The 25,832-nt window shown below is 51.7% G+C and carries 25 protein-coding genes and 1 other annotated feature; of the genes, 24 read left to right on the top strand and 1 reads right to left on the bottom strand.

The annotated features are described in order from the left end of the window. Window positions 1-10 precede the first annotated feature (10 nt). The 21 genes from mreC to G477_RS0106955 all read left to right on the top strand — a co-directional run bounded on the left by mreC (window position 11) and on the right by G477_RS0106955 (window position 21,461). Entirely contained in the window at window positions 11-919 is a 909-nt protein-coding gene (mreC, locus tag G477_RS0106840; protein WP_342664180.1) for a rod shape-determining protein MreC, read from the top strand. Next, the gene (gene mreD, locus G477_RS0106845) at window positions 916-1,434 is read left to right on the top strand and encodes a rod shape-determining protein MreD (protein WP_026697312.1); all 519 of its coding nucleotides are present in this window, start codon (window positions 916-918) and stop codon (window positions 1,432-1,434) included. The genes mreC and mreD overlap by 4 nt, the downstream gene beginning before the upstream one ends. Before the next feature lie 14 nt (window positions 1,435-1,448). Further along, window positions 1,449-2,141, top strand: a complete 693-nt coding sequence (locus G477_RS0106850) for a septum site-determining protein MinC (protein ID WP_026697313.1) — start codon at window positions 1,449-1,451, stop codon at window positions 2,139-2,141. Between the two features lie 51 nt (window positions 2,142-2,192). Then, a complete protein-coding gene (gene minD, locus G477_RS0106855) occupies window positions 2,193-2,993 on the top strand; it encodes a septum site-determining protein MinD (RefSeq protein WP_026697314.1) in 801 nt (266 codons plus the stop codon). Window positions 2,994-4,109: 1,116 nt separating this feature from the next. Further along, window positions 4,110-5,549, top strand: coding sequence for an ABC transporter substrate-binding protein (locus tag G477_RS0106860; protein WP_026697315.1), 1,440 nt, complete (start codon window positions 4,110-4,112; stop codon window positions 5,547-5,549). A gap of 81 nt (window positions 5,550-5,630) precedes the next feature. After that, window positions 5,631-6,620, top strand: coding sequence for a LacI family DNA-binding transcriptional regulator (locus tag G477_RS0106865; protein WP_026697316.1), 990 nt, complete (start codon window positions 5,631-5,633; stop codon window positions 6,618-6,620). A 78-nt stretch (window positions 6,621-6,698) separates the two neighbouring features. After that, the gene (locus G477_RS0106870; protein WP_026697317.1) at window positions 6,699-8,024 is read left to right on the top strand and encodes a carbohydrate ABC transporter permease; all 1,326 of its coding nucleotides are present in this window, start codon (window positions 6,699-6,701) and stop codon (window positions 8,022-8,024) included. 18 nt (window positions 8,025-8,042) lie between these two features. After that, on the top strand, window positions 8,043-8,864 hold the full coding sequence (locus G477_RS0106875) for a carbohydrate ABC transporter permease (RefSeq protein ID WP_026697318.1): 822 nt from the start codon (window positions 8,043-8,045) through the stop codon (window positions 8,862-8,864). A gap of 211 nt (window positions 8,865-9,075) precedes the next feature. Further along, the gene (locus tag G477_RS18955) at window positions 9,076-10,767 is read left to right on the top strand and encodes a sugar phosphorylase (RefSeq protein ID WP_035211454.1); all 1,692 of its coding nucleotides are present in this window, start codon (window positions 9,076-9,078) and stop codon (window positions 10,765-10,767) included. Between the two features lie 139 nt (window positions 10,768-10,906). After that, entirely contained in the window at window positions 10,907-12,331 is a 1,425-nt protein-coding gene (locus tag G477_RS0106890) for a ribonuclease E/G (RefSeq protein ID WP_026697320.1), read from the top strand. A 54-nt stretch (window positions 12,332-12,385) separates the two neighbouring features. Continuing rightward, window positions 12,386-12,456, top strand: a sequence feature (ribosomal protein L21 leader region). Between the two features lie 13 nt (window positions 12,457-12,469). Then, a complete protein-coding gene (rplU, locus tag G477_RS0106895) occupies window positions 12,470-12,778 on the top strand; it encodes a 50S ribosomal protein L21 (RefSeq protein WP_026697321.1) in 309 nt (102 codons plus the stop codon). Window positions 12,779-12,782: 4 nt separating this feature from the next. Beyond that, a complete protein-coding gene (locus tag G477_RS0106900; RefSeq protein ID WP_026697322.1) occupies window positions 12,783-13,109 on the top strand; it encodes a ribosomal-processing cysteine protease Prp in 327 nt (108 codons plus the stop codon). A gap of 24 nt (window positions 13,110-13,133) precedes the next feature. Next, window positions 13,134-13,424, top strand: coding sequence for a 50S ribosomal protein L27 (rpmA, locus tag G477_RS0106905; RefSeq protein ID WP_026697323.1), 291 nt, complete (start codon window positions 13,134-13,136; stop codon window positions 13,422-13,424). Window positions 13,425-14,098: 674 nt separating this feature from the next. Further along, the gene (locus G477_RS0106920; protein WP_026697325.1) at window positions 14,099-14,842 is read left to right on the top strand and encodes an MBL fold metallo-hydrolase; all 744 of its coding nucleotides are present in this window, start codon (window positions 14,099-14,101) and stop codon (window positions 14,840-14,842) included. A 936-nt stretch (window positions 14,843-15,778) separates the two neighbouring features. Continuing rightward, complete coding sequence (locus G477_RS0106925; RefSeq protein WP_026697326.1) at window positions 15,779-16,798, top strand: substrate-binding domain-containing protein; 1,020 nt, start codon at window positions 15,779-15,781, stop codon at window positions 16,796-16,798. A 137-nt stretch (window positions 16,799-16,935) separates the two neighbouring features. Beyond that, window positions 16,936-17,868 carry a phosphate ABC transporter permease subunit PstC gene (gene pstC, locus G477_RS0106930; protein WP_026697327.1) on the top strand — a complete coding sequence of 311 codons (933 nt, stop codon included), beginning with the start codon at window positions 16,936-16,938 and terminating at the stop codon, window positions 17,866-17,868. 1 nt (window position 17,869) lies between these two features. Then, window positions 17,870-18,754 carry a phosphate ABC transporter permease PstA gene (pstA, locus tag G477_RS0106935; protein WP_026697328.1) on the top strand — a complete coding sequence of 295 codons (885 nt, stop codon included), beginning with the start codon at window positions 17,870-17,872 and terminating at the stop codon, window positions 18,752-18,754. Between the two features lie 14 nt (window positions 18,755-18,768). Beyond that, the gene (gene pstB / locus G477_RS0106940; protein WP_035211457.1) at window positions 18,769-19,581 is read left to right on the top strand and encodes a phosphate ABC transporter ATP-binding protein PstB; all 813 of its coding nucleotides are present in this window, start codon (window positions 18,769-18,771) and stop codon (window positions 19,579-19,581) included. A 13-nt stretch (window positions 19,582-19,594) separates the two neighbouring features. After that, window positions 19,595-20,239, top strand: a complete 645-nt coding sequence (gene phoU / locus G477_RS0106945; protein WP_026697330.1) for a phosphate signaling complex protein PhoU — start codon at window positions 19,595-19,597, stop codon at window positions 20,237-20,239. A 59-nt stretch (window positions 20,240-20,298) separates the two neighbouring features. Next, window positions 20,299-21,015, top strand: a complete 717-nt coding sequence (locus G477_RS18960; RefSeq protein WP_051287768.1) for a response regulator transcription factor — start codon at window positions 20,299-20,301, stop codon at window positions 21,013-21,015. A 77-nt stretch (window positions 21,016-21,092) separates the two neighbouring features. Further along, on the top strand, window positions 21,093-21,461 hold the full coding sequence (locus G477_RS0106955) for a YisL family protein (protein WP_026697331.1): 369 nt from the start codon (window positions 21,093-21,095) through the stop codon (window positions 21,459-21,461). 100 nt (window positions 21,462-21,561) lie between these two features. Here the strand turns inward: G477_RS0106955 and G477_RS21365 are convergent, their stop codons facing one another. After that, window positions 21,562-21,777 carry a KTSC domain-containing protein gene (locus tag G477_RS21365; protein ID WP_170203849.1) on the bottom strand — a complete coding sequence of 72 codons (216 nt, stop codon included), beginning with the start codon at window positions 21,775-21,777 and terminating at the stop codon, window positions 21,562-21,564. A gap of 407 nt (window positions 21,778-22,184) precedes the next feature. Here G477_RS21365 and G477_RS18965 point away from each other — a divergent pair, with 407 nt between their 5' ends. The 3 genes from G477_RS18965 (at window position 22,185) to iadA (ending at window position 25,826) form a co-directional block, all read left to right on the top strand. Then, a complete protein-coding gene (locus tag G477_RS18965; protein WP_051287770.1) occupies window positions 22,185-23,894 on the top strand; it encodes a putative bifunctional diguanylate cyclase/phosphodiesterase in 1,710 nt (569 codons plus the stop codon). A gap of 77 nt (window positions 23,895-23,971) precedes the next feature. Continuing rightward, on the top strand, window positions 23,972-24,232 hold the full coding sequence (locus G477_RS0106975; RefSeq protein WP_026697333.1) for a hypothetical protein: 261 nt from the start codon (window positions 23,972-23,974) through the stop codon (window positions 24,230-24,232). Between the two features lie 415 nt (window positions 24,233-24,647). Continuing rightward, window positions 24,648-25,826: a beta-aspartyl-peptidase gene (iadA, locus tag G477_RS0106980; RefSeq protein WP_205622331.1), complete on the top strand. Its 1,179-nt coding sequence runs from the start codon at window positions 24,648-24,650 to the stop codon at window positions 25,824-25,826. Window positions 25,827-25,832 lie beyond the last annotated feature (6 nt).

The raw sequence follows: 25,832 nt of genomic DNA on the forward strand, positions 1-25,832 counted from the left end.
GGTGCCAATCATGTCTTTTTTTTCTAACAGGCGCTTAATTGTACTGCTCGTCTGCCTCATTTTTCTCGTAGGCCTCGTCGGGTATTCCTTGAGCGATCAGCGGACGACCACCTGGCCGGAGCAGTTCGTGCAGGATGCTGCGGGAACGGTCCAATCGCTGTTCTCCCGACCGTCCTACATGATCTCTGGTGCGGTGGATGCAGTGCAGGAAGTACGCTACGTATATGAAGAAAATCAAATGCTCCGTGCGCACCTCGATGAGTATGCCTCGATGCGGGTGGAGCTCTCGGAACTGCAGCGGAGGAACGAAGAGCTGCAGGGGATGATCGACCAGGAACAGGATCTGCTCGATTATACGCCCCGGCAGGCGATGGTCATCCATCGATCTCCGGACCGGTGGAACGAAGCAGTCGGGTTGAATAAAGGCGCGCAGGACGGCGTCGAGTCAGATATGGCGGTAGTGACTTCCCAGGGGCTGATCGGGAAAATCGATGAAGTCTCCCAGTTCTCGTCGACGGTCCAGCTTCTGAGCGACACGGATGTCACGAACAGAATTTCCGCCATGGCCGATGCGGAGGAGACCGTCTATGGGTTTATTGAAGGCATCGACGGTGAATCCGGATATTTGCGATTTACGAAAATTGATATTGATGTTGAAATAGAAGAAGGTCAGACGGTAGCGACATCCGGACTCGGCGGCATTTTCCCCGACGGTCTTCTGATCGGAGAGATTGTGGATGTCCAGACCGATGAATACGGACTGAGCCAGACAGCACTCGTAGAACCTGCCGCAGACTTTTACCATCTCGATTATGTCACGATCATCGAGCGTGATGCCGACTCCCTGGATGAGCCTTTGGAAGATGATGAGCTGGAAGACGTGATGGAAGAGATGCAGGAAGAGGGGGATGAGGAATGAGCCGGTATATCATTCCTGTCCTTCTTTTTATCCTCTTCGTCATGGAAGGGACGGTATTTCAAATCTTTGCTCCCGGCAGGGGAGCTGACTCCTGGCAGCTGATTCCAAGATTCATGCTGATCGGTATTCTGTTTGTCGGTATCTTCCGCGGAAGGAGCCACAGCATTTTTTACGCCGTGCTGTTCGGCGCATTGTATGACATCGTCTACGCGCCGGTGCTCGGAGTAAATACGTTTGGATTCGGGTTCGCTGCCTACTTGTTTTCCATCTCGAATTCCTTTATTAAGCGGCGTCCGATGCTGATCGTTCTGCTGATTACAGCCGGGGTCATCCTGGTCGAATATTATATGTACGGATTGATGCTGCTGCTGGGACTCACAGAACAACCGCATCAGGAACTGTTTCAGCAGCGTTTTCTACCTAGTTTTATCATGAATGCAGCAGTTGCCGCTGCTGTCGTTTATCCGGTCAGGTGGTTTTTTTATTCAGTTGATGGGATGGAGGAAGAACGCTGAGTGGAGGTGAAGGCATGACAAAGCATGTACAGCAGTATGTTGTTCTCCGAGGGACAAGGCAGGGCCTTGAACTGAAGCTGGATGACAAGTGTTCTTTTCATCTGCTGATGGAGGAACTGGAACGCACGCTTAAAGAAAAGCAGCAGCAGTTTGCCGCACCGGAAGGACGGGAACTGCACGTCACGGTCGATGCAGGGTTCCGTTATATCGGACCGGAAGATGAAGCAGCCGTACGGAGACTGCTGGAGGACGAATTCGCTGTCTCAATCGATGCTTTTGAATCGGATGTACTATCGAAGCAAGAAGCGGAAAACATGCTGAAAGCCCAGAAAATGACGACGATGTACCACGTCCTGCGTTCCGGCCAGGTAGTGGAGATCGAGGGCAGCGTCCTTCTTATCGGCGACGTGAATCCGGGGGCAGAGATTAAAGCGACCGGCAGTATCTACATCCTCGGCAGCCTGAAAGGAACAGCGCATGCCGGAACGGAAGGAGAAGTCCGTTCTGTCATCTGTGCCTCATTTATGGATCCCTCGCAGCTGAGAATTGCCCATATCGTCAGGCACCCTCCCGAAAATGACGAGGAAGAAGTCTGGAGGGGCATTTTTGAGTGTGCCTATGTGAACGAAGAAGGCGTTCTGACGCTGGACCGCTCCGTGAAATTAAGTGCTCTTCGACCGGAGCATGCAGGTCCTCCCGATGAATAAGAAACGAACATCTGTAATGACACTAGATCGAATCAGAAAGGGGAGAGTGCTGTGGGAGAAGCAATAGTTATTACCTCAGGTAAAGGCGGGGTCGGAAAAACGACGACAACAGCCAACATAGGTACAGCACTTGCACTGAATGGGTATAGAGTCTGCATGATCGATACAGACATTGGTCTTCGGAATCTGGATGTGGTGATGGGACTGGAAAACCGGATCATCTATGATCTTGTCGATGTGGCGCAGGGAACCTGCCGTCTGCAGCAGGCACTGGTGAAAGACAAGCGATTTGAATCTCTGCACCTGCTTCCTGCAGCACAGACGAAAGATAAAGATGATGTGGAACCGGAGCAGATGCTGGAGATTGTGGCAGAACTGAAAAAAAATCATGATTACATACTGATTGACTGTCCTGCCGGAATTGAACAGGGATACAAGAATGCGGTGGCCGCAGCGGACCAGGCGGTCGTTGTCACCACGCCGGAAATATCCGCCGTGCGCGATGCCGACCGGATTATTGGACTGCTGGAAAAAGAAAAACACGTCGAACCTCCGAGGCTCGTGATCAACCACATCCGCAGCAATATGATGCGGAGCGGCGAAGCGATGGAAGTGGATGAGATCGTGACGATCCTCGCGATTGATCTGCTCGGCCTTGTCCTGGATGACGATGAAGTGATCAAATCGTCCAACGCTGGAGAACCGATCGCATTGAATCCGAAGTCTAAAGTATCCATTGCCTACCGAAACATCGCCCGCCGTATTCAGGGAGAACAGGTTCCATTGATGAAACTGGACGAAGACACGGGACTAATGGCTAAAATCAAGAAATTTTTCGGCATTCGTTCGTAACAACCGCAGCCGCTTGACGAGCACAGGAAGCCTAGAGAAAAGCAGACATCTGAAAGTGGCTAGAACAAAACGAGAATAAAAAGAAGCCCTTACCTTCTCATTGGTGAGGGCTTTCTGTATGTAAGGGGAGTTAATCCTTCCAATGACAATCCCTTGCCGCGGGCAAGGCTTCAGCTGACCGTCGCAACTACAGCGACAGGGCATCTTCAGCCCTTGCTGTTCCCACGGGCTTGCCTTTTCATGAGCAACCCCTGATAGAGGCCGTACGGTCTTGATTTTTCCATAAAAAGGATACCTTCCGGTTCAGTTAGAACGATCAAGCCATAACAAAACGGTTTCGGCGATCCCCACTTGGGTCATCGAAAGCGTTTTTTTCGTGCTGGAAAACGATTTTATCCCAGCCTCTTTTCCAGGCCGTGTATAAAGTCATTTTTCTCTATGCGTAATTTCCGATTTCAAAGGGACCCTTTCGGAGGGAGCTTTCTCAGCTGATCCGCCTTGGGCAGGGCCAACTTCGAATCGTTCTTGATCCTCCCGGAGTTGACCTTCTGCAGCTCCAGCATCGACAAAAACGTTTCGACTTTGATGAGAAGAGAAGCACGACAGCATGTTTTGAACAAAAGCGCGGAGCGCCTTTTGGTCTAAGAAGAAAGAGCTGTGGGGAGGCGAAGCATCCATCGACAGAGGCAGCGCTTCCGACGATCTCAGATGATCGCCGGAAGCGTTATTTCTTTTTGTCAGTTGGAGTTATCTACTGCTTCCTGCACGTGCAGCATGAATATTTATATTATTGCAATATACTGATTATCCCGTTTGTTCATTCGCTATACGAAGGGTAGTGCTGTTTACTCAAGCTGCTGCTTAGTATCCTGGGAAAGAATCATCCGGCTCTGTTATGGAGAAATAGAAATCTAAAAAAATTTAAAAAAATATTCAAAAAAGTTCTTGAAATCGTTACCACCCCCGCTTATACTTTAGCTATGAAAGCGATAACAGAGAGGCGTACAGGTTGTGGATTCCATTGCACAGGCACTTTCGTTTGCAGCAGGAATCCATTTCATTGTCCGTATCTGAAATCGTTATCATATCATTCATTTCTTTAAGGGGGAACTACGTATGAAGATCAAGAAAAAGGTGTTGACGAGTGCCGCAGTGCTTTCCATGGCAGGGTTGATCGCCGCGTGCGGGAACAACGCAGACAATGACAACGCAGACGCTGACATGAACAACAATGCCGGTGCCGACAACGGTGCAGACATGAATGACAACGATGATAACGACAACATGGACAACATGAATAACGACAACGACAGCGATAACGATGCTGACGACATGGACAACGACGCCAATAACGATGAGGAAGCAGCAGGGGACGGAGAAGAAGTCACCATCACCTATGCACGCGGACAGGACACGACCAACGCCACCGATGCGCTCATCGAAGCTTTTGAAGAAGAGCATCCAAACATCACCGTGGAAATTAGAGAAATGCCGTCCGATACGGGACAGTCGCATGACCAGTATGTAACGGAGTTCAGTGCAGGCGATGACACCATTGACGTCTTTGATGCGGATGTCATCTGGCCGGCTGAGTTCGCCCAGGCAGGCTACGCGATGGAGCTGGACCGGTTCATTGAATCAGATGAGGATGTCGACCTCGATGAATACTTTGAAGGAACAGTAGAAGCTGGGCGTTTCGACGGCCGCATGTGGGCGATGCCGAAGTATACAGATGCGGGGCTCCTTTACTATCGAGACGATATTGTCGAGACGCCTCCGGAAACGTGGGATGAGCTGATTGAGATGTCTGAAGAGTTGATGGGAGAAGAGGGAACGGAATTCGGCTACCTCCTTCAGGCGAACCAGTATGAAGGACTTGTCGTAAACGCCATCGAATTCATGGGTTCCTATGGAGCTGAGGTGCTGGATGATGACCAGAACGTCACAATCAATACACCGGAAGCCGTTACCGCACTGGAAAAAATGATGGAAATTGTCCAGTCCGACATCGTCCCGGGCAACATCCTCAACTTTGATGAGCCTGCAACGGAGAATTCCTTCCTTGAAGGCCAGGCCGTGTTTGCCCGTAACTGGCCGTACATGCAGGCGAATACGGAGAATGAGGAGATGTCTTCTGTCGTCGGCAACGTCAGCTTCAGCCTCCTGCCTGCAGGGGATGACGGAAGCGCAGCAGGTCTCGGCGGGTGGATGTCGATGATCAACCGCAACACGAATCATGCTGAAGAAGCCTGGGAGTTTGTGAAGTTCAAGTCTGGTGAAGAAGGCCAGAAGCTCTCGGCCATGGAAGGTGGACGTGCACCGACCATCGAATCCCTCTATGATGACGAAGAAGTACAGGAAGCAGCTCCGCTCTTTGCAGACGAAGAGTTTGTAGAAACACTGCAGAACGCGATTCCGCGTCCGGTTACACCGATCTATCCACAGATCAGTGACATCATGCAGATCGAAGTGTCCCGTGCACTTGCGGATGAAATCACAGCGGAAGAAGCAGTGGAAAACATGGAAGAGCAGATCCAGAGCGCACTCGACGAGTAACAAGGCACCGGGGGAGTAAACATGCCGTTTGCTCCCTCTCCTGCTTCAGGAGATGCTGAGACTGAGAAGAGGTGAGAACCGTTGGCAACGATCAAAGACATAGCTGAAAAAACGGGATTGTCTCCCACTACTGTATCGCGCGTCATCAATAATCATCCTTATGTCGATCAATCGAAGAGGATCAAGGTGCAGAAGGCGATGCAGGAACTAAGCTACGTGCCCAACTCTTCTGCTCAGCGTCTCCGGGGGCAGAAGACCAACACGGTAGCCGTCATCATCTCCAGAATCATCAACCCGTTCTTCAGCCATCTCGTCGATGCGATGGGAGAAGCCGCCACCGATCGAGGATACCAGCTGCTCTTGTGCGACTCACGACTGGATGCGCAGCGCGAGCTGGAGCATTTGGAACTGCTGAAGAAAAAACAGGTCGACGGCGTGATCCTCGCTTCGCTGCAGAATACGTGGAAAGAGATAGAGCCCTACACGAAGTTTGGACCTGTCATTACATGCAATGAATACGATAAAGAGGCAGAAATGCCGATGATCAGCTGCGATCAGCAGTACGGAGGATACTTGGCGGTCCGGCACTTGATTGAGCAGGGTCATACCCGCATCGCTTATGCAGGTGGGGTGAACCGCATTCAGTTAACCTATGACCGGCTTCAGGGGTATCGGCAGGCGATGGCAGAAGCATCCCTCCCTGTTGAAGACGCCTTCATTTTTACTGGTATTTATGGTTTGAGCGATGGCATCCAGGTGTTCGATGAGATACGCGGGATGGAGGAGCCGCCGACGGCGATCTTTGCCGGCGGGGATGAAGTAGCAGCCGGCGTCATCAAACAGGCGAAGCTGCACCAATGGCGGGTGCCGGAAGATATCGCTGTTGTCGGTTTTGATAATCAGCCGCTGGCAGAGCTGGTCGAACCCGGCATTACGACGATTGAACAGCCGACGAAAGTGATGGGGATCCGCGCGATGCAGCTGATGATGGATATGATTGATCATGCAGGTCCTGTTACTTATCAAAAAGAAACACTGCCTCTTCATCTAGTCAAGCGTGGTTCGACTTGAGAGGGCAGTCCAGCTGCAGAGATGATGAAATCGATATACTGACCAGGTGATAATGGTTTGACAAAGGGGGAACATTCTATGAGCGGGAAGAAGAAAAAAGGTTTTCAGCTGAATGAGCGCCAGCTCGGATACTTGATGGTTGCACCAGCGCTCATCCTGATTTTTGCTGTTACTCTCTGGCCGGTGGCACAGTCTTTTTATAACAGTATGTTTGACTACCGGCTGAATGATCCGACAAGAAACCAGACAACATTGAGTTATCAGATTGATCTGGAACGATATGCAGATAACTATTTTTACTTCGAGCGTGATGTTGACAGCCTTGCTGCGGCGGATGAAGAGGCTGCAGACACGGCGGAAAATATCCGCAGCACTATTGATGATTATCATCAGCAGATCGTTGATTCTGACAGCATCGGCGACCAGTTCGCTGAGGTCGATCAGATGGTCATGGAGTTCGACCCGGTCACCGATGATGATCTTCGATACGGAAGCATTAATAATGATTTCTCGGAATCCTACATTGATGCACTGGAAGATGTATCAGAGATGCTCACCAGTTTATCCGATCAGACAGAAGATGAGCAGGTGCAGGAGGCTGTAAACAGCCTGGACGGCACCGTCGATCAGATTGACCGGTCGATGATCCGGCCGAACTTCATCGGTTTATCCAATTACGCCACCTACTTGACAGAAGCAAGGACCTGGCAGTCATTATGGAACACGGTCTTCTTTACCGTCGTTTCCGTCTTCTTTGAACTGACGATCGGCCTTGCGGTTGCGCTGGTCATCAACCGCGCCTTCATTGGACGAGGCGCTGTCCGGGCAGCAGTACTGATCCCCTGGGCGATTCCGACGGCTGTCAGTGCGATGATGTGGAGTTATCTGTACGATGGACAGTTCGGAATCATCGCCCATTATTTTGAACAGCTCGGGCTCATATCGGATGCCTCTGTGCTTCTCAGTACCGGCTCCGGAGCGATGTTCTCCATCATACTTGCAGATGTCTGGAAAACGATGCCGTATATGGCGCTGCTTCTGCTGGCAGGGCTGCAGACAATCTCCGGCTCTCTCTACGAAGCTGCGGAAGTCGATGGCGCAGGAAGATTCCAGCAGTTTTTGTACATTACCCTGCCGATGCTGAAGTCCGCCATACTGGTAGCGCTGCTCTTCCGTACACTGGATGCCTTCCGGGTGTTTGACCTGATCTACGTACTGACAGGCGGTGGGCCGGCTAACGCCACAGAGTCCATTTCGGTTTATGCCTATCAAGTACTTTTTGCGCAGCAGAATTTCGGTGAAGGATCGGTTCTTTCCGTCATCACGTTCGTCTCTGTGGCAATAATCAGTGTCATTTTCATTAAGCTGATCGGTTCCGATCTGTTTGATGACAAAAAAGCGTAAGAAAAGGGGGTATCCGCTGTGAGGAAAAAAGCAGGCATCTGGTTTTATGTGTTTTTAAGTATCTTCATCTTTGTGACGATGTTTCCGTTTCTGTGGGTGTTTCTCACTTCGATCAGACCGGTAAATGAAATTTACTCCGGATTTGACTGGTTCACGACAAATCCGTCACTGCAGTCTTATATCAATGCGTTTGAAACAAGACCACTGCTGTTGTACATGTGGAACAGTATTGCTGTTTCGACGCTGACGACCGTACTCGCGATTTCTGTCGCTTCCCTGTCCGCCTATGCAGTCACCAGGCTGCCTATTAAATTCAAAGGGACCATTCTTGGTATCGTTCTGGCGGCAGCGATGTTTCCGCAGATTGCGATCATTTCACCTATCTTTAACCTGATCCAGTCTCTCGGGCTGCGGAACAGCTATCTCGGGCTGGTCATTCCGTACATCACGATCAGTCTTCCGCTCGCGATCTGGATCCTGGCTACCTTTTTTAAGAAAATTCCTTTTGAGCTGGAAGAGTCCGCGAAACTGGACGGTGCTACGCCGTTTCAGACGTTCCGGAAAATCATTTTCCCTCTGGCCGCTCCCGGGGTCTTTACGACGGCCATCCTTGTTTTCATTGCGGCGTGGAACGAATACCTCTTCGCCTTAACGATCAACTCGGATGACAACTGGAGAACCATTCCGGTCGGTCTGTCGATGTATCAGTCGGAGTTCACTATTCCGTGGGGAGATATTACTGCCGCTACCGTCGTCGTGACGATACCGATTGTCATTGTCGTACTGATCTTCCAGCGTCGAATTGTGGCAGGCTTGACATCCGGATCGGTCAAAGAATAGTTGCTTGGCATCAGAGACGGAAGGTGCATCCACGCACGGATGCGCTCTGTCTGGAGCCGCTCCCATTATCGGCGGGGCGGCTCTCTTTGCTGTCAGCGAAACCGGCGGCTTGCCGGTCATCGTCTGCTGCTTCGTGTTTTCGGACGTGACCCGTGTCGGTTGGGATCTGCAGCGCTTTTCATAAAGAATAATCGTTCAAGGAGGGTCATGGATGTTTACAGACGAACAAGAAACATGGATTAGAGAGAAACTCCGCTTCGTATACGGAGACAGAGAAGACGCTGTCTTCCGGCGGCTGGAGACCATGCTTGCCGACCGGCCGCAGCAGAGAGCGTCAGCGGATTTTATCTCCGAAAAAGATACCATGCTGATTACGTATGGTGGAAGCATCAGAAGGAGCGGAGAGAAGCCGCTGTGGACCCTGCATCAATTTCTGAAGAACCATACTGCAGACCTGCTTTCCGCCGTTCATCTGCTCCCCTTTTATCCATATACCTCGGATGACGGGTTTTCCGTGCAGGATTATACGGCAGTCGATCCCCGGCTCGGGAGCTGGGAGGAGATCCAGGCCATTGCCGGCGAGGTGGATGTCATGTTCGATGCTGTGATCAATCATATTTCGCAGGCGAGTACTTGGTTTCAGCGTTTCCGGGAGGGGGACCCCCGTTATCAGGATTATTTCATTGTCTCCGATCCGGAGGAGGATTATTCTTCCGTCACCCGGCCGAGGGCCAGACCCCTTCTCACGCCGGTGCAGACGGCGGAGGGAACGACCCATGTCTGGACGACGTTCAGTGAGGATCAGATCGACCTGAACTACGCCAATGAGGACGTATTTCTGGACATCGTCGACATCCTCCTTTTCTACGTGGATCAGGGAGCGGACTACCTCCGGCTGGATGCGGTCGGCTTCATGTGGAAGAAGCTGCACACCTCTTGTATTCACTTAGATGAGACGCACGCGCTCATACAGCTCTTCCGTCTCCTGATGGATGCGGGAGCACCAGGGACGATATTGATAACAGAAACCAACGTCCCGCATGAGGACAACATCGCTTATTTCGGCGACGGGAGGAACGAAGCACACATGGTGTATCAATTTCCGCTGCCGCCGCTCGTGCTCCATAGTTTTCATGAACAGCGGACGGACGTGCTGTCCGCTTGGGCGGAAACGATCGAAGCGCCGTCGGAGAAAACAGCGTTCTTCAACTTTCTCGCTTCGCATGACGGGATTGGCGTCGTTCCCGCGAAAGGGCTGCTGTCGGAACGAGAAATAGAAGCGATGGCCGAGAAGGTGAAGGCCCACGGCGGTCTGGTCTCGTATAAAGACAATGGGGACGGCACGCAGAGTCCGTATGAGTTAAACAGTAATTACCTGGACGCGCTCTCCCATCCGGAAGAAGAAGAGCACCAGCGGGCGGCCCGATTCATTTCCGCGCAGTCCATTCTGCTGGCGCTGCAGGGGATGCCCGGCATTTATATTCACAGCCTGCTTGGCTCCGTCAATGATCAGGCAGGGGTACGTGAAACAGGACGCAGCCGGTCGATTAACCGGGAAGTACTGGATGCGGACGAAGTCGAGGCGGCGTTGTCGGACGAGCAGTCGCTGCGGCACAGGATATTCCATGCATGTGCAGACAGAATCCGCATCCGGACTGCGGAGCCAGCTTTTCATCCTCATGCACCACAGACCATCCACCGCCTTCATCCTGCAGTGTTCTGTGTGGAGAGAAGCGATCCGGACAAAGGAGGATCGGTCTATGTGATCGTGAACACGTCGAACAAGGAAGTAGAGCTGTCCCTGCCGGCGGAACCGCTGCAGAACATGCTGACAAACGAAAAACTGGCAGGGGACACGATGAGAGCCGCTCCTTTGGAAAATTACTGGATGAAGAAAATGTAAGAATCATCGATTTCCCGACCTTGACTGGGCGGAGGTGCTTCTCCTGTTGTACAATAGACGACAGGTTAACTATGTCTGAACCGATCGGCCGGTTCAGCTACCTGGAAAGGTCGTGGCATGTATGCACAGGGAAATAGTGATGGAAAAATACCGAGGCGGACATCGTGCCGGGATTATAGAGCATGGAGCAGTCCAGGAATGGCTGGTTGACGATGACAGCGGAGGATGGCAGGAGGGCATGATCATCCAGGGACGTGTCAGCAAAGTGAAAAAGAGCATGAATGCTGCGTTCATCCATCTTGACGGTCAGGCAGAGGGGTATCTGCATCAAAAAGAACACCCTCTGCATCAGCAGGCGAAGCTGCAGGAGCAGCGCCTGCCGGCGATCACGGAACTGCTGCAGGCTGGAGACGACGTGCTCGTCCAGGTGAAAAAAGAAGCGGCAGGGGAGAAAGGCCCTTCTTTAACGATGCTGCTCAGCTTTTCCGGACGCTTTCTCGTATACGAACCGTTTGCCGGATATTGTGCGGTCTCCAAAAAGCTGCCGGAAGAAACGAGAAAATTATTCCGGGAAGAAGCAGCGACGTGGCTGGAGGAGCAGGAAGGAGTCATCATCCGGACCGCTGCGGCCAAAGCCTGTACCGAGGAACTGAAGGAAGAGTTTTTCATGCTCCGCAGCCGGTATGAAACGATGTTGAGCAGGAACCCGAGCAGCGGGGAGGTCGTGTTTCATGAAGGCAGCACGCTGCAAAGGGTCTACCGGCACTACGCCTTTGATCCGGACCATGTCCTTCATACGAACGACGCGGAGGCGGCGGCCGTTTTCCAAAAAGGAAAAGCCGCCGTGCACTGGCATCCTTCCGAGCGGCTCTTCGGCACGTTCCAGCTGGATGCCGCCTGGGATCAGACGCTGCAGGATTTTGTCCGGCTGAAAAGCGGGGCCTCTCTTCATATAGAGGAAACCGAAGCCATGACGGTTATTGATGTCAATTCAGGCAGGTACCGGATGAAAGGGGCCGACTTTGAAACGATGGTTCAGAGCGTCAACGAGGAAGCAGCGGTCGATATCGCCAAACAGCTTCGGCTGCGGAGGATCGGCGGTATTATCATCATCGATTTTATTGACATGGCCCGTGAAGAAGCCAAACAGGCCGTCATTCAGACGTTGGAACGTGCACTGAAGCAGGACAGCACCATCACGAAGGTGCACGGCATGACCAAACTCGGCCTGGTGGAAATGACGCGGAAACAGACACAGAAGCCGCTGAAACAGTTATGGACAGAGTCCTGCACCGTCTGCGGTGGTACCGGCCGTGTTCCCTCGGCGCAGGAGGCGGTCGAGGCGCTGATGCTGGAAGTGAAGCAGCTGGGAGCGGAAGCCGTTCTCGTTCAGTGCCGTCCGAATCTGGCGGAGATGGTCCGTCAAGAAGCAGCAGCAAAAGAGGTACCGACAAGGGTGTTTACCGTCGAGGAAGCGGGCGAGCCATCCTGGTCGATTCTGCAGACCGGCAGGGAAGACGTTCTTCTTTCTTCGATCGAAAGAAGATATGGCGCAACCAATTGACGCGGCTGGGATTACGTGGTACTATTTCTTTTGTTGGTTATTTGGCTGCGCGCCAAATGACTGTAACCGCTCGGAGCAGGTTATAAGCACCCAGTGCACCTGCAAAGGCGAGTCTGAGTCCAAGAGGAGGTGCGCAATATGTACGCTATTATCGAAACAGGCGGTAAGCAGGTAAAGGTGGAGCAGGGCCAGGAGGTCTACATCGAGAAAATCGATGCAGAAGCTGGTGAAACTGTTACATTCGACCGTGTTCTGCTTGTCGGTGGTGACGAAACAAAAGTAGGTTCTCCGCTTATTGATGGTGCAACAGTAACGGCCAAGGTCGACAAGAACGGCCGCGGCAAGAAACTGACTGTATTCAAATACAAGGCGAAGAAGAACTACCGTCGTAAGCAGGGTCATCGTCAGCCTTACACGAAGGTAACGATCGACGCAATCAACGCATAAGCGTATGATTGATGTACGTTTTCAACGGGATGCTTCAGGAGATATCACCTCGTTTACGATGAAGGGGCATGCAGAATCGGGTCCATACGGATACGATCTCGTCTGTGCAGGAGCATCGGCTGTGTCTTTTGGTACAGTAAATGCCGTGTATGAATTGACGGGTACTGCCCTGGATGTAGAGATGGAAGATGGCGGCATGCTTGCAGCATCGCTGCCGGATGATATCCGTCCGGAGCATGTTCAGAAAATACAGACACTCCTGGAGGGCCTCCGTGTTTCCATGCAGACGATGGAAGAGCAGTACGGACAGTTTATCCAGGTGACATCTTGATTCAAACAGGAGGTGAAGACCATGATGCTGAAACTCGATCTTCAGTTTTTCGCCCAGAAAAAGGGTGTAGGTAGTACAAAAAACGGTCGTGACTCAGAGTCGAAACGTCTTGGTGCGAAGCGCGCAGACGGCCAGGCTGTAACAGGAGGATCCATTCTCGTGCGCCAGCGCGGTACCCGCGTGTATCCAGGAGTTAACGTCGGCAGAGGCGGCGACGACACGTTGTTTGCAAAAGTAGACGGTGTTGTTAAATTCGAACGTGTAGGACGTGACCGCAAGCGCGTCAGCGTGTACGAAGAAGTACAGGAAGCGTAACATGTCCTGGTGTCCCGGTATTCCATCGTGATGGATACCGGGCTTTTTTTATTTCGAGGTTCTGATCATGTTCCTTTTGATACAAGAATCCTTCCCTTCCATTCGGCATGCCTGCCGTGGACGAGCTCCTCCGCTTCCTCGCTGCGCCGCTCGATCTTCCACAGGCCTCCGCCTCGTTCTTGCTTTTCCAAAGAAAAGACATAGATGGTTTCTTTCTCCAATTATCTATCAAAAAAGCACAGGCAAGGCGTTTTTCGCATGATAGGAATGTATAAGTTTTCATACAGTGTGACGGCGGCTCCATGCGCTGCTCGGGAGGAAACAAAGAACGTATTCTTCCCTAAAAAAGCCTGCAGCGACTCCGCACGCCATTTCGACCAAAAGGCGCTTGGCACTTTTGTTCAGAGGCCTGTGGAAAAAGAAAGCGTGAAAATCATCCAGGACGAAAGGAAGAGACAGCGGAAGGATTTCTCCGCGGAAGCGAAGAAAGAGGAGCCGCAGGCGTCCTTTTTATATCAACACCATCCTTAACAGAGCTTATTTCGAAGAAAAGATCTCCCAGCAGGGTGAAAGCGGCTCTGACCGTAAGGGATGTATACCGGCAGCACGAAAGCATTCGAGCAGGTTTACATCCAAGCCGCCCGAAGGAAGAAACTACGCACAGGAGGGGTACGATGAAAATGACATGCATAGGCTGGTGGGGAGCCTACCCGGAAGCTGGAGGAGCCACCAGTGCCTACCTGCTGGAACATGAAGGATACCGCATGCTGATCGACTGCGGGAGTGGGGCTGTCAGCCATCTGCAGCAGCACGTCAACCTGGCTGGTCTTGATGCTGTACTGCTGAGCCACCGGCATCATGATCATACGGCGGATCTCGGCGTCCTTACTTACAGCAGGGTCGTTGATATGGCGCTGGAACATACGGCTGCACCATTAACGATTGCGGCTCCCGTCAGTGACCGGGATTTTTTCGCCAGCTATCACCGCGAAGGAAGTACGGAAATGATGTATTATGATGTGCAGGATACCCTTCACCTGGGGAACCTTGTCTTCACGTTCCAGGCGACGAAACATCCTGCGCCCTGTGCAGCGGTGAAAGTATCCGATGGAAAAAACACCTTCGTCTATACAGCGGATACGTCCTACGAGGACAAGCTGGCGACATTCGCAGCAGATGCAGATCTTGTGATCGCTGAAGCAAGCTTCTATGCCGGACAGGACGCAGCCTCCTTTGGTCATATGACGGCAGAAGAAGCCGGCATCGTGGCAGAGAAAGCTCAGGCAAAGGAGCTGTGGCTCACCCACCTGCCTCATTTCGGCAGGCACGCCCAGCTGGAGGAGGAAGCTTCTGCCGTCTACACAGGGGTAGTTAAACTGGCAGCGGAAGGACGCCAGAGATCATGGCATGAGAAGTAATTGGAACGTCCGCACACTTACTGATCATGGGTCCTGATCTGTCAGGACCTCTTCTAATGGAAGAGCCAGAGGTAAAATAGTTTTCCAGGCTGCAGCTTCTTATACATTTCTACAGAGGAGGAAAGGTCTCTTTTCTACAACGTGTCCGCCACCAAGCGAAAAAGAAAAGACAAAGAGAAGAAGATATATACCTCTCTTCATCCTTCATCAACAAGCTGAAAGGTCCTCTCCGGAATCAGGAGAGGGCCTCTTTTTTTAAGTATAGGAATGTATAGGTTCTCATACAAGAAGAAGGCGGCTTCATGCGCTGCACGGGAAGAGAGAAGACCTCTTTCTTCCCTCGAAAAGCATGCGGTACACGCTCTTCCGACCAAAAGACGCTCCGCGCTTTTGTTCAAGTACAAGGTTTTATTTGGAAGGACTTGACTGCAGTGCGTTGAGAGATGAAAGGCGAGTGGCGGCTCGGCTTCGCTGAGTGACCGACGGCTTCCGCTGAATGACCGATGCGCCCTCCCGAATGACCGCCCAGCGCCTGAAGCGCCACTTTTCCCTTCTGAGTGACTGCGGACGGCTGCCTAGCGACCGCCCGCCGGCGCCGAGCGACCGAGCCGGCGGTCTGAACGACCGAGCTGCGCCGCGATGACAGACACGATCTAACAGGAAGCCCATCATTACTTCGTTTCGGCGGCTGCTCCGGCAGCCGTAGACGAGTAGAAACGCCTTTTCCACTAAGGAGCTCTGGCTGCATTGTGCCCTTTTTTCTGCTTTTTGTCGTCGTTCCTAAAGGCGTACTATGGATGTTACCTTCCGGTGAAAGCTTAATAAAACCTTTACACGTTCTTTATGATTCTTTACACAGCTTATATATGCAGTTAACAAAAGAAGCCTATACTCGTCATTGTGAGTCAAACAACGATACCCGGGAGGAATAAAACAATGAGAAAAGCATGGGGACTAATTGCAGCAAGCGCACTGGTAACTCTCGCAGCATGTGGAAATGATGATAACAACAACGGTACTGCAGCAGGAAGCAGCAACAATAACGAAGCAGGCAGTAACAACGAAGCTGAGGAAAGCGCAGAAGGATCCGACGGGGATATTTCCGGAACAGTCAACATCGATGGTTCGGGCACGGTTTATCCATTAATGTCCCGGGTTGCAGAAGGGTATATGACCGAAGAGAATCCGGAAGTTAGCATAGAAGTGAGTCGAGCGGGTACAAGTGCAGGCATGCAGCGGTATGTCGAAGGAGAAACAGATTTCGCTAATGCTTCCCGTACTGTCAGTGACGAAGAAGAAGAGATGATGGAGGAAAATGGGATTGAAAGCATGGAATTCCCGGTAGCTCTGGACGGCATGACGATCGTCACGCATCCAGACAATGACTGGGCCGAAGAAATGACGGTAGAAGAAGTAGAATCCATTTTTGTCTCTGGAGCTGTCAATGACGATGATGAAGTGATGTGGTCGGATATCCGGGATGAATGGCCGGAGGAAGAAATCAATACGTACGGTCCGAATGAAAATCACGGAACATACGAATTTTTCATCGATGAGCTGATTGATGGGCAGGATTTGAAGGATGGCACAAACCTGCAGCAGGAGTATCCAACCCTCGTCGAGCTTGTCAATGACGACGAATATGCCTTCGGTTTCTTCGGATTTGGTTACTACGAGAACAATTCAGATGCTCTTGGTGTTGTTTCCATTGACTTTGGAGATGGACATGTAACGCCTTCCCTGGACACGATCGACCTCGAAGGAGACTACGCTCCTTACACACGGGAAGTATTCACCAACATTAATCTTGATTCGTTAAGAGACAATCCTGCAGTAGGTGATTTCGCCGATTACGTGTTTAACAACGTTGATACGTTTGCACCTGATACTGGATTTGCTCCTCTACCGGAAGAACAGCTGCAGGAGCAGCTCGAAGAAATTCAATCAATAGAATAACACGATACTGCAGTATAGGTCCCCTCGGGCCGGGCAATGCCCGGCAGGGGACATCCGTGCGCATAACAGAATTCACACTCTGATCATGTCAGGGGGCGCCTGTAAACAGGCAATGACTCAGAGAAGGGATGTTAGAGATGGCTTCATCAACGAATGTAAGCAATTTGATTGCAGAACAGCGTAGTAAAAGTAAACGCAGAAAACTAGAGAAACTCGTACCATTTATCCTCGCAGGAGCTGCATCGATCTCGGTTCTTACGACAGCCGGCATTCTGCTGACGCTGATGGTCGAGACGGTGATGTTCTTTTCAGAAGTGTCGTTCAGAGAATTTTTCACTTCTACAGATATGCAGCCGTTAAACCGGAGTGATCCTTCCTTTAGTATTCTTCCACTCTTATCGGCTACCCTGCTGTCTACGGTGATTGCTATGTTTGTCGCAGTACCGGTTGGATTAACGACAGCAGTATATTTGAGTGAGTATGCCACGGATAAGGCGAGAAGAGTATTGAAGCCGATCGTGGAGGTGCTCGCCGGTATCCCGACGATCGTTTACGGTTTTTTTGCTTTTACTTTTGTCACGCCTGTCCTCCGGGAGATTATCCCGATGCTGGACCGGACGAATATTTTAAGCCCGGGGATTGTGATGGGAATCATGATTATCCCGATGGTGGCTTCGCTTTCGGAAGATGCCTTGAGTTCCGTTCCGAATTCCATGAGAGAAGGCGCGATGGCATTCGGTGCAACGAAATTTGAAGCTGTGGTGCGTGTTGTCATTCCTGCCGCCATTTCGGGTATCATCGCCTCCTTTGTCCTCGGTATATCGAGGGCGATCGGAGAAACGATGATTGTTACGATTGCGAGCGGTAGTAATAAAAACCTGACTTTTGATATTACCCAGTCGATGCAGACGATGACAGCGTATATCGTGGAAGTGACGAGCGGGGATGCAGGAGCAGGAACAACCGCCTACTACAGCCTGTATGCCGTTGCCATCACGTTGTTCTTCTTCACGCTCGCGATGAATATGCTCGCGAAGTGGATATCGAAACGTTTCAGGGAGGTGTACTGATATGCAGATGATGGATCAGGAGGCCGTCGCGAAAAGTCTGCCCAGACGGATTGCGATCAATAAAATCGTCCGTGGATTATTCCTCGGTTCCACGCTGTTCGGCCTCGTTGTCCTCGCTGTCCTTCTCTACGATGTCATCTCAGACAGCTGGGGATGGCTGAACTGGAATTTCCTCACGAGCGTGGTTTCGTTTGACGCAGCAGAAGCTGGTGTGATCGGAGCCATCACCGGAACGTTCTGGCTGATGATGATCACCGGACCGTTAACGATGATCATCGGTGTGGCGACAGCCGTGTTTATTGAGGAGTATGTAAAAGAAGGAAGAGTGCGGACCTTTTTTGAAACGAATATATCGAACCTTGCCGGTGTTCCATCGATTGTTTTTGGTCTGCTTGGTCTGACCGTTTTCGTCCGTATACTCGGGCTCGGCTCGGTTGTTCTCGCCGGTGCATTAACGATGTCGCTGCTTGTCCTGCCGATCGTTATCGTCAGTGCACAGGAGGCGCTGCGGGCGGTTCCATCCTATCTGCGTGAGGCTTCCTACGGGATGGGGGCGACACGCTGGCAGATGATCCGGAGTGTTGTGCTCCCAGCTGCGCTTCCGAGCATTTTGACAGGGATGATTTTGTCTATGTCGCGTGCTATTGGAGAAACAGCGCCGCTCATTGCGCTTGGTATTCCGGCGCTGCTGATTCCGCTCCCATCGAGTATGTTCGACAGTTTCACCGTACTGCCGGTCCAGATTTATTACTGGACGATCGATGCAGCATTGAATGATGATCTCGCCGCCCTTGCCGCTGCTACCATCATCGTCCTGCTCGTCATGATGTTTATATTGAATGCAACTGCGATCCTGGTACGCAATAAATTCCAGAAACGCCTTTAAAGGAGAGGATTCCTATGACAGAACTATCCATGAAAAAAAACGTCTCCATTCAAGAACAGCCTGAGGAAGAAAGGGAATCCGTGTTTGAAGCACAGGGAGTCAACCTCTGGTATGGGCAGACACAAGCACTTCATAACATTCATCTGAAACAGAGAGAGCAGGAAGTGACCGCGGTCATCGGTCCTTCCGGCTGTGGCAAGTCCACTTATCTGAAGACACTGAATCGGATGGTCGAAATGAACCCGGAAGTGCGCATTTCAGGAAATATTTCGTATCGGGGAAGAAACATCTTCAGCCGGCGGTTTCCGGTAGAAGAACTGAGAACGAGAGTCGGCATGGTATTCCAGAAACCGAATCCATTCCCGAAATCCGTTTTTGAAAATGTCGCCTACGGCCCGAAGATTCACGGCATCCGGGACAAGCAGCTGCTGGAGCAGATCGTGGAAGAAAGTCTGAAAGGCGCAGCAATCTGGGAAGAAGTGAAGGACCGCCTTCATGAGAACGCTTTTGGTCTGTCCGGCGGGCAGCAGCAGCGGCTCTGTATTGCAAGGTGCCTGGCGGTAGAGCCGGATGTCATACTCATGGACGAACCTACGTCTGCGCTCGATCCGAAGTCAACAATGAAAGTAGAGGAGCTCGTCCGCGAATTAAAAGAAACGTATTCCATTATGATCGTTACACACAACATGCAGCAGGCTGCCCGTATTTCCGATCGTACCGCCTTCTTTCTGAATGGGGAAGTGGTCGAATGTGATACGACAGATCGTATTTTTTCCAACCCGTCAGACGATCGAACGGAAGATTATATTACCGGGCGTTTCGGATAAGGAGGGTCATCCCATGATGAGACAAGCTTTTTTTACAGAAATGGAAGATTTAAAAAAAGATCTGCTCGATCTCGGTACCATGGCTGCATCGAGTTTCCAGCGGGTGTATCAAGCCGCATCCAAAGGAGACAGTGCGTTACTGAAAGACATCATTGAAGAGGATGCTGAGCTGAACAAAGCAGAGATGGAAATCAACGAGAAAGCGACCCTGATCATGACGAAGCAGCAGCCGGTAGCGAAAGATCTCCGGCATGTCATTGTCTGCCTGAAGATCAGCAGTGATCTGGAGCGGATCGGCGACTTGAGTGTAGACATGGCCAAAGCGTATCTGCACCTTCGTCACCATGAGGCCTTTGCCGTCTTCGAATCGGACTTTCACTATCTTTTCGATCACGTGTCGGCGATGCTGGATGACGTACTCGAATCCTATAAACTCCAGGATCCGCTGAAAGCACAGCAGATAGCGGCCATGGATGACGAAGTAGACAGAGTGTTCGGGAAGTTGATCAAGGAGATGTTCCAGTCGGAGATGCATCCGGATGAGACGATTCAGCTTGCGTTTACAGCCCGGTACATGGAGCGGATTGGGGATTATTGTACGAACATTGCCGAATGGGTGCTGTATGAAGTGAATGGACGCAGGTTTGATTTAAACTGATACAGCGGTGTCCGATGCGCTGATCGTACGAGGCAGCTTATTTTGCAGCAGGAGGGCGTATGACGAAAACGATTCTATTTGCCGGAGGAAATGAGGATGAATCCACCGGACTGGCGGAGACAATGCCGGAATGGCAGGTCATCGGCGTGCTGGAAAAGGACGAATTCTGGAAAGCGCTCAGAACATGGAACATCGACGGAATTGTCGTTTCCTCTACAGAAGATGGCTGGGATGGGCAGCAGATCTGCCGGAGCGTCCGCGAATCCGGTGTCTGGGTCCCTCTCTTATTCATTACAGACAGCTGCAGTGAATTTGAGTGTGCGCTTCACCTCGAGCTTGGCGTTGATGATTGTATGTACCGTCCGGTCGGCATGAAGGAGCTTGCAGCCAGGATGAAAGCGGCTTTCCGCCGAGAATCGCTCGGCCGGCGCAGGGAGCATGGCGGAGAGCGGAACGGTGCTATTCTTACGAATGGATGCATCAAGCTCTATGTGGATGACTATCTGCTGAAAGTGCAGGACCAGCCGGTGGATGTGACGAGAAAAGAATGGGAACTGCTTCATTACCTGCTGCAGTATCCGGAACAAGTCCACTCCAGGAAGCAGCTTCATCAGATGCTTTATGAATTTGGAGAGTCCGATGATGATCGGATGGTCGATGTGTTTATCAGCCGGATCCGCGGCAAAATCGAAAAAAACACGAGACGTCCGGAATATATCAAGACGGTCCGGGGTGTCGGTTACTATATGGCAAGAATGGCTTCTTCTGCCGGCTGACAGGAGAAGTTTTTTTTGCGGTATCAAGGAAATTTTACTATAATAGCAGAAGTGTGATTTGTGGAAGGGAGGGAAAGATGTTGGGAAGTTATGATATGTTTCTGCACTCCCACTCGCTGTTCTGGCTGGTGAGTGTTGTTTTGTTTGTACTGATTGCTGTTTTTTACCGTTCCGGCAGAGCGAAGCCGGCAAAGATCATGCATATGGTGCTGAGGGTGTTCTACATCCTGCTTTTGATTACAGGAATCGCGATGATTATCATGAATCCATACTGGGCGACAGTCGTGAAAGGCATGCTGGCATTCTGGCTGATTTTTGTGATGGAACTCATTGCCACACGGAGCGGCAAGGGAACCCTGCAAGGAACACAGAAAACAGTGTTCTGGATTCAGTTCATTGTGGCACTTGTCGTCGTCCTGATTTTCGGTTTCGTCGTAACAGGCTGATCGAATGTGGAATAGAACCGGGGCATGGGGCTCGTCATTCGAGCGCTGTCCACGTAAAGAATCCCCCTGCGGCAGGTACGCCGCAGGGGGATTCCGCGTATTATCCGTGTACGTCAGTAGAAGGGAACTTTTCCTTAATTTTATCATCAAAGAAGGCTTCCATATCATCTGACCTCATCATGCCGAGGTATTCCGTTTCTCTTACTTCGTAAAAGATCTGGTAGCCGCCGTCCTGGTAACGCACGTGCAGCTGCTTCAACTCCTCATCAAACCCGATTTTCTCAAAACGTCCACTGTGAAGATTGGACCATTCCATCATCAGACCCCCTTCTCTTTCCTTACAGGAAAGGTAGTTTATTTCTCTTTTCCCATCGTAAAGTCTTTGCAAACAATCTTTTTTCGCCGCACAGGAAGAAATCCGTCTGACAGCTCTGCCGAAGAAGCGGACATGACCCGCACACCCCTGGGTGGGAGCCGGGGAAGCTCCGTTTGCAGACGCCTGCCAATCCAGCTCACCTGATGTCAGGCAGAAGCCGGCTGGAAGAAGCAGAGGCGGTAATGCATCCCTCTGATGCAAACGTCCACGTGGAGCGAAAAGCTCCTGCCGGACCATCCATCCCGACTCGACGTCCGCAGAAAAAGCGTGGCTGAGCAAAACGGTGTGTTATAATAGTTGCATACTTAGTTCGGCTTTGACTAGATAATGAAGGGGCGGATGGTGGTATGAGCGGGAAAGAAGAGAGGGGAGCGGGATCATGGATCTCGTTTCAGGAATGGGCGGGAGAAGAACCCGCTTTGGCAGGGGACGAGCTTCTCGGTGCTTTTTCCACCATATCCTGTGCTGTTATCCTGGATCCGGAGGGGAAGATCCAGGCTTGTACAGAAACGTTTGCAGCCGATATGGGAGCCGCCGGGAAATCAGGATCATACCGGCAGCTGGTCGATCCTTCGAGTGCAGGCGGAGAATGGGAAAGGCTGAGTGCCAACCTGGCAGAGAAAAAGTCCGGCACGTATACACTCGTTTTGAACAGCAGCAGCAAGAAAACGTACCGTGTGTCGATGTCCTATATCGACCTTCCCGATCAAGGTGTCTACCTCCTGCTGCATGAAGATATCAGCTGCCTTGCGCACTCAGAGGAAGTACTGCTGACGCTGCATCACCGGGACGAATTGACAGGGCTGAAAAATCGAAAAAAGCTGGAAACGAAGCTCTCGGACAAGATGCATCGATCGGATGCGGCGACACTGCTGCTGCTGGATATCGAAAGGTTTACATATTTCAATGATACCCTCGGGCATTTCACGGGAGACGAACTGATCAGACAGATCGCTGCGGCATTAGCCGCGCTCGAGCAGGAGACGGTGGAGCTTTACCGGTACGGGGGCGATAAATTTGCGTTTCTGATCGAGGGGATTTTCGATCAACAAAGCATTCAGCCGTTTCTTGACCGCGTGCTGTATCTGTTTCATACTCCCTTCTTTGTTCATAACAAAGAGGTCAATCTGTCTGTCCGTATCGGGGCCTCCCGGATCCCCGAAGATGCAGGAACGGTTGAACAGCTGCTGAAACACACCTCCATGGCTGCGCAGCACGCAAAGAACCAGCCGATGGGAACAAGCGTGTATTTTCATCCTGCGCTCCCAGAACAATACGACCGGAAAATGTGGCTGGAAACCCGTCTGCGCAGAGCCGTAGAAGATGTTGCGTTTCACCTTGTCTATCAGCCTCAGATCAGTCTCCGCACCGGAGGAATCACAGGTGTGGAGGCGTTGATCCGATGGGAGGACGAGGAGCTCGGACTGGTGCCTCCCAGCGTTTTTCTGCCTGCTGCGGAAGAAGCCGGCTGGATGCCGGCTGTTGACAGCTGGGTGCTGAAAGAAGCCTGCAGACAGGGCGCAGAGTGGTACCGGAAGGGAAAGCCTCTTCGTATAGGAGTGAATATCTCCCCGTCTCAATTTCAGGACAGACGTTTCTCACGTCTCGTCCAGGAAACGCTCGAACATACAGGACTCCCCGCTTCTTATTTGAACATTGAAATCACGGAAAACGATCTGCTGCATCATCAATCCGACAACGTCAGGACATTGAAAGAGCTGAAGTCCGCCGGCGTCCGTGTTTCCATCGATGATTTCGGCACCGGCTACAGCTCCCTCTCCTACCTGAGGCAGTTTCCCGTGGACACGTTAAAAATAGACAAATCCTTTATCAAGGAGATGGTGGACAACAAAAACGATCAGGCCATCGTCACCTCCATCATCCAGCTCGCCCACAACATGAACATGAAAGTCACGGCCGAAGGAGTGGAACAAGCCGACGTGTTCCCATATTTGAAAAAACTGCAGTGTGACGAAATGCAGGGCTTTTATTACAGCAGGCCTCTTCCGCCGGAAGCGGTGTATCACTATACTCCAGTACATGAAGGAAAAGCCTAGAGGGAAACGGCTTGAATCGCGGCGGTTTTCCAGGTATGCTGGGACGCAGACATGGCTCATAGAAAGGAGGAAGCGTTGTGGAGGCAATCATGAAATGGACAGGCCTCGTTCTATTCGCTGGATGGCTGGCAGCCATGGCGGTGAATTACGGCATCTACAATGAATCCACCGATCCTGCGTTCATCTCCCCCTTCTGGGATGGCATCGTGTTTATGCTGCTGATGCTCGGGGTCTACCACTTAATCTGGAAAAGCTTTATGTATAAGCCGTCGACGGCATCTATTCAGCTTGCTGCGGGTGGCGCTCTGTCGCTGACGGCAGCCCTGCTGCTGCTCTGATCAGCGGAACGCATGACAGCAGAACAAAGCGGGAATGCATCGCGCCGGGAGGGCCTTCCGGCGCGATTTTGCCCTGGATCGACAACAGGTTACGGCACTGCGGCATACGCGGCGCTTTTTTTTGAAGAATCGGAATGTATAAGTTTTCATAGAAGAAGCCGGCGGCTCTTTCAACTGCTCGGGAAGCATGAAGAACCCATGCTCCCCTCAAAGAACTTGCGGTACACGCCGTTCCGATCAAAAGGCGCTTTTATTCCTCGTAGAAAGCAGGAGATGTCATAGGAAGCTGTCGTCTGCTGCGTGCGCTTCTTCTTCAGGAGCCGTCCCTGGTTCAGGAGCAGGTATCAAGTACATCTTTTGAATAGTGAACAGACCTGTATGGAAAGGAGAGAAGGCACACTAGTGCCGAATCACCATGTCACGAATTCACTTAATACAACAGTCACATCTCTTCACGCCAGAGGACGAAGGGCAGGCGGACATTCTCATCGCCGGCGGTCGTATTGCGGCTGTCCGCAGTCGGATTGAACCTTCCGATGAGATGGAAGTAACGGACGGAAGAGGCCTGGTGGCCGTTCCGGGTCTGGTAGATGGCCATGTGCATATTACTGGAGGAGGAGGGGAAGGTGGTTTTCATACGAGAACCCCTCCGCTGGCGCTTCAGGACTGCCTGGAAGCGGGGGTGACGACCGTCGTCGGTGTAATCGGTACGGATGGGATTACCCGATCGATGGAGGATCTTACAGCCTCAGCAAAAGGGCTGACGAATGAAGGCCTCTCCTGCTATTGCATGACAGGAAGCTACCATTTTCCTCTTCAGACCTTAACAGGATCCATCCAGAAAGACCTGCTGTTCGTTCAGGAGATAATCGGGACGGGAGAAGCGGCCGTAGCGGATCATCGGAGCTCCCAGCCGTCGCTGCAGCAGCTGAAAGAAGCAGCAGCGGCATCAAGAACCGGTGGCATGCTGGCAGGGAAGGGTGGAAAGATGATTGTGCATGTCGGTCCCGGCGCGGAGCATGTAACCCTGTTGGAACAAGCCGTTCGGGAGTCCGACCTTCCGATCACGCAATTTCTTCCTACCCATATCAATCGGAGCAGAGGCCTGCTGGAGGCCGGAAGACGCTTTGCTGAAGCTGGGGGAATAATTGATTTGACGACCAGTGCGCTCCAAGTAGACGATGAGCTGCTTGAGCCGGCACGTGCGTATATGTGGCTGAAAGAGCAGGGTGTTCCGGCAGACGCGGTGACGTTTTCCTCCGATGCACAGGGGAGCCTGCCAGTCTTCGATGAACAGGGATCTTTTTCTCATCTTGGAGTCGGTCGAATGAGCAGCATGCTGCATGCCCTGCAGTCCTTGTATCTGCACCATCGTCTGCCGCTGGAAGAAGCCCTGCGGCCGGTCACGTCATCTCCCGCTGCCGCCCTCGGTTTGAAGGAAAAAGGGAGGCTGAAAGCGGGATTTGATGCAGATCTGCTGCTTGTAAACAAAGAGACGCTGGAACCGGCCTACATGATGGCGCGGGGCAGCTGGCTCAAAACCCCCGGGTGGACGAAGGCAGCTGCGTTCGAACAGGGTCAGGACGTCACTTGAAGAAAA

Source organism: Alkalicoccus chagannorensis DSM 18086, from assembly GCF_000429725.1.
Taxonomy (GTDB): domain Bacteria; phylum Bacillota; class Bacilli; order Bacillales; family Salisediminibacteriaceae; genus Alkalicoccus; species Alkalicoccus chagannorensis.